Origin of the sequence: Mycobacterium sp. 1245499.0, from assembly GCF_001673615.1 — a bacterium.
In the GTDB taxonomy this organism is placed as follows: Bacteria; Actinomycetota; Actinomycetes; order Mycobacteriales; family Mycobacteriaceae; genus Mycobacterium; species Mycobacterium europaeum_A.
On the sequence record NZ_LZMG01000290.1, the window covers coordinates 1 to 4,665 of the forward strand.

The following is a 4,665-nucleotide window of genomic DNA, read 5'->3' on the forward strand; positions in this document are numbered from 1 at the left end:
TCACCTTCCAGGCCGAGGATGAGATCGGTGGCATCTGTGCCGCCATCGGCGCCTCGTACGGCGGCGCGCTGGGCGTCACCACCACGTCGGGTCCGGGCATCTCGCTGAAGTCCGAAGCCCTCGGGCTGGCCGTGATGACCGAGCTGCCGTTGCTCGTCGTCGACGTCCAGCGCGGCGGCCCTTCGACCGGCCTGCCCACCAAGACCGAGCAGGCCGACCTGCTGCAGGCGTTGTTCGGCCGCAACGGGGAGTCGCCGGTCGCGGTGCTGGCCCCGCGCTCACCCTCGGACTGCTTCGAAACCGCGCTCGAGGCGGCGCGCATCGCGGTGTCGTACCACACCCCGGTGATCGTGCTGTCCGACGGCGCCATCGCCAACGGGTCGGAGCCGTGGCGCATTCCGGACGTCAGCACGCTGCCACGCATCACGCACACGTTCGCCAAGCCCGACGAGCCTTTCCAGCCCTATGCCCGCGACCCCGAGACGCTGGCGCGGCAGTTCGCCGTCCCCGGCACCCCGGGTCTCGAGCACCGCATCGGCGGCCTGGAAGCGGCCAACGGCTCGGGCAACATCTCCTACGAGCCGGTCAACCACGACCTCATGGTCCGGTTGCGCCAGGCCAAGATCGACGGGATCTCGGTCCCCGATCTGGAGGTCGACGACCCGACCGGCGACGCCGAGCTGCTGCTGATCGGCTGGGGCAGCTCGTACGGTCCGATCGGTGAAGCGTGCCGGCGCGCGCGGCGCAAGGGCATCAAGGTGGCCCACGCCCACCTGCGCTACCTGAACCCCTTCCCGGCCAACCTGGGTGAGGTGCTGCGGCGCTACCCGCAGGTGGTCGCGCCGGAAATGAACCTGGGCCAACTGGCGTTCCTGCTGCGGGGCAAGTACCTGGTGGACGTGCAATCGGTCAGCAAGGTGCAAGGCGTCGCGTTCCTGGCCGACGAGATCGGCCGGGTCATCCGCGCCGCGCTGGGCGGGACGCTGGCCGAAGTCGAGAACGACAAGACGATGGTCGCCAGAATGGCGGCAGCAACGGTTGGGGCCGGCGCATGATGGTGCCGGCGCCAATGCAGAGCGAAGCGATGAGGAGGAGCGACGCTCGTGACTGACCTGATCGGCAACCTGGCCGGCAAAGACCTCGGTGTGACCGCGAAGTTGACCAAAAACGACGGGGTCCCCAGGTTGTCTGCGCAGGACCATCCGCAGAAGTCCAAGGACTTCACCAGTGACCAAGAGGTCCGTTGGTGCCCGGGCTGCGGTGACTACGTCATCCTCAACACCATCCGCAACTTCCTGCCCGACCTCGGGTTGCGCCGCGAGAACATCGTGTTCATCAGCGGCATCGGCTGCTCGAGCCGGTTCCCGTACTACCTGGAGACCTACGGCTTCCACTCGATCCACGGCCGCGCACCGGCCATCGCGACCGGCCTGGCGCTGGCCCGCGAGGACCTGTCGGTGTGGGTGGTCACCGGCGACGGCGACGCCCTGTCGATCGGCGGCAACCACCTGATCCACGCGCTGCGCCGCAACGTCAACATCACCATCCTGCTGTTCAACAACCGGATCTACGGCCTCACCAAGGGGCAGTACTCGCCGACGTCGGAGGTCGGCAAGGTCACCAAGTCGACCCCGATGGGATCGCTGGATCACCCGTTCAACCCGGTCTCGTTGGCCCTGGGCGCCGAGGCGACCTTCGTCGGCCGCGCGCTGGACTCCGACCGCAATGGACTGACCGAGGTGCTGCGCGCCGCCGCCGGGCATCGCGGCGCCGCCGTCGTCGAGATCCTGCAGGACTGCCCGATCTTCAACGACGGCTCGTTCGACGCGTTGCGCAAGGAAGGTTCCGAGGAGCGGGTCATCAACGTCCGCCACGGCGAGCCGATTGTGTTCGGCGCCAACGGCGAATACTGCGTGGTGAAGTCCGGCTTCGGGCTGGAGGTGGCCAAGACCGCCGACGTGTCGGTCGACGAGATCGTGGTGCACGACGCGCACAGCGACAACTCGGCCTACGCCTTCGCCCTGTCCCGGTTGTCGGACCAGAACCTCGAACACACCGTGCTGGGCATCTTCCGCGACATCAGCCGGCCGACCTATGACGACGCGGCGCGTTCGCAGGTCCAGGCGGCCCAGTCGGCAAAGCCGTTCGACACCGCCGCGCTGCAATCGCTGTTGCGCGGGCGCGACACCTGGACCGTCGACTGACGTGGGCGACCAGGTGCCCGACAACACAGAAAAGGCAGGGTCGTTGGCGGGCATCGTGCTGGCCGGCGGCGAATCGCGGCGGATGGGCCGCGACAAGGCCACCTTGCCCGGCCCGGGTGGCGCCGCCACGCTGCTCGAATACGTCGCCGGGGTTCTCGCGCAGCGCTGCGAGCCGCTGTTCGTGATGGCCGCGCCGGGGCAACCGTTGCCCGCGGTGCAGGCGCAGGTCATCCGCGACGAGGTGCGCGGCCAGGGGCCGCTGCCGGCGACCGGACGCGGGCTGCGGGCGGCCGCCGAGGCGGGCGCCCGGTACGCCTTCGTCTGCGCCGTCGATATGCCGCTGCTGTCCGCGGAGTTGATCGACGAGCTGGTGCAGTTGGCCGGCGAGACCAACGCCGAGATCGTGCTGCCGTGGGACGGCCGCAGCCACTACCTCGCCGCCGTCTACCGCACCGATTTGGCCGAGCGGATCAGCGGCCTGGTGGCCGGCGGCGCTCGCTCCATGCGTGCCCTGATCGACGCCTCCGACGCCCAGCAGATCGTGCTGCCGGAATCGCGCTTCCTGGCCAACGTCAACACCGAGAGCGACCTGCTCGCGCTGGCGCAGTCCCGCGGCTGAGCCGAGCGGCGGCGCTCGGCCGCCGCTTTTCGACAATTCGACGCGGGCAATCATTCGCCTTCCCGCTAAATTCGGCAATCGCCTTTCCGAAATACCCGATGAATAGTCGCGCAATTGTCGTGTGGTGAGACCCCGGCGATGGGGCGCGGCATCCATGTCGTCACGCACCGAGTTCCCGTGATCTGTTGGGGCAGCGGTGATTTGCGGATATTTCGCGAGCACCTGACGGGGTGACGGCGCCATTCGCGGGTGCCTTCGTCATGGCGGATACGGTATTTCCGGCAAATTTGATTCGTTCGAATCCCGCGCGCTCTTCCGGTCGGCGGTGCTCGGTGTCGATGCCCCCATGGTTCGGCAGAATAGTGGCGAGAGTTGTTGTGGCTCTGCCTAATTGAATGAAGCATTCCGTCGGACAAAGCAATACGCAAGCCTACGCATGCGGATCCAACCCGACCGCCCCCCGTCGGCTGGTCATCGGATCAACCTGGTACGCAATTGAATTCAGCGCCTTCAGCTATTTAGATCGGCGCCCGTGGCGTGGGAACGTTGAAGCCGGCACAAGATGCGGTACGCTGCGCCGCCTGCCGCGGCGGCTCGGATGGTTGAAAGCGCTTGCGAATCGGACGAACACGGCAAATAAACGTGCGCCAGCTCACAAAACACAGGTGATTCGGCTCACGATTCATTTGCCTACGCCGTCGGAAGCGCGATCGACAAAAGTCACGGATGACCTGCATAAATGACCCCGGTACCGCGGCGTGATCGGCCCGTTATCGAAATGAGATATCCGATTTCTGAAGATGACGAACGCGCCGAGGTCTTCTACGGTCCCTGTTAGCCCACAACGGGTTACGGAAAAGTAATCAGATAATTGAATCTACGGATCCGCGTGTTGAGCGGCGCTACGGACGGCGAAAGCCCGACCGTGGTCGGTGGGTAAGACCCGCCGGGCAGACTTGGCCCGCCGCTGCCGTGCCTGACCAAGACGGCACGTTTCAAAGCAGGCATCAACCAATAGCTTCGGCCCACCTCCGTGGGCTTGCTTTGGCGCGCGCGCAGTGAAAGGAAGACGACTTGAAGAACGTCCGAAAGACGCTCATTCTTGCCGCGGTCACGGGCACGCTCGTGACCATCCCATCCGCCACCGCTCACGCGGACCCGGAAGCGGTGGGTTTCGACCCGAACGCGCCGGTCGCCGGGCCCGCGCCGGACGCCCCGCCGCCCCCCGCCCCATACAGCACAATGTCGAATTCGCGCGGCGTTGCGGTCACGGGCCCGACGCTACCCGACGCTGGGGCCCCAACCGCTGGAGCTAAGAAGTGCCAGGCCACCGGGCCCGGCACTTCTTATATGTATGTCAGCCGTCGCGTGGGTGTCGGCTCAGCCGCGGCGTCCGCAGACCGGCCAAGCGCCGATGCCCTGCGAGTGCAGCACGTTCTCGGCCACCCGGATCTGCTCCTCGCGGCTCGCGCCGGACGGGGAGCCACTGCCGCCGTTGGCGTGCCAGGTGCTCGGGGTGAACTGCAGTCCACCGGAGAAGCCGTTACCGGTGCTGATGCCCCAGTTGCCACCCGACTCGCACTGCGCGATGGCATCCCAGTTCACGCTGTAGGCGCGGTGGGCAGGAGGCGGCGGGACATCCGGGCCGGGCGGCGGAGCGTCGGGAGCCGGCGGCGGCGGAGCGTCGGGAGCCGGCGGCGGCGGAGCGTCCGGAGCCGGCGGCGGCGGAGCATCGGGAGCCGGCGGCGGCGGAGCGTCCGGAGCCGGCGGCGGCGGAGCGTCCGGAGCCGGCGGCGGCGGAGCGTCCGGAGCCGGCGGCGGCGGAGCGTCTGGGGCGGGGGG

At 67.8% G+C, this 4,665-nt stretch carries 4 protein-coding genes and 1 pseudogene; 3 read left to right on the forward strand and 2 right to left on the reverse strand.

Going from position 1 to position 4,665, the window contains the following annotated elements; all coding sequences use genetic code 11:
* The 3 genes and pseudogenes from A5646_RS17235 to mobA form a co-directional block, all read left to right on the forward strand.
* Positions 1-1,055, forward strand: a pseudogene (locus tag A5646_RS17235) (2-oxoglutarate ferredoxin oxidoreductase subunit alpha); the annotation flags it as partial.
* A 48-nt stretch (positions 1,056-1,103) separates the two neighbouring features.
* Positions 1,104-2,204: a 2-oxoacid:ferredoxin oxidoreductase subunit beta gene (locus A5646_RS17240; RefSeq protein ID WP_067022946.1), complete on the forward strand. Its 1,101-nt coding sequence runs from the start codon at positions 1,104-1,106 to the stop codon at positions 2,202-2,204.
* A 1-nt stretch (position 2,205) separates the two neighbouring features.
* Positions 2,206-2,823 carry a molybdenum cofactor guanylyltransferase gene (mobA, locus tag A5646_RS17245; RefSeq protein WP_082972116.1) on the forward strand — a complete coding sequence of 206 codons (618 nt, stop codon included), beginning with the start codon at positions 2,206-2,208 and terminating at the stop codon, positions 2,821-2,823.
* A 1,148-nt stretch (positions 2,824-3,971) separates the two neighbouring features.
* Here mobA and A5646_RS30280 read toward each other — a convergent pair.
* Together A5646_RS30280 and A5646_RS17250 are read right to left on the reverse strand one after the other, a co-directional pair.
* Positions 3,972-4,094 (reverse strand): hypothetical protein, encoded by a 123-nt coding sequence (locus A5646_RS30280; RefSeq protein ID WP_304441923.1) that lies wholly within the window; start codon positions 4,092-4,094, stop codon positions 3,972-3,974.
* A 109-nt stretch (positions 4,095-4,203) separates the two neighbouring features.
* Positions 4,204-4,665 (reverse strand): transglycosylase family protein (locus tag A5646_RS17250; RefSeq protein WP_231998320.1); only part of this gene is annotated, 462 nt, incomplete at its 5' end.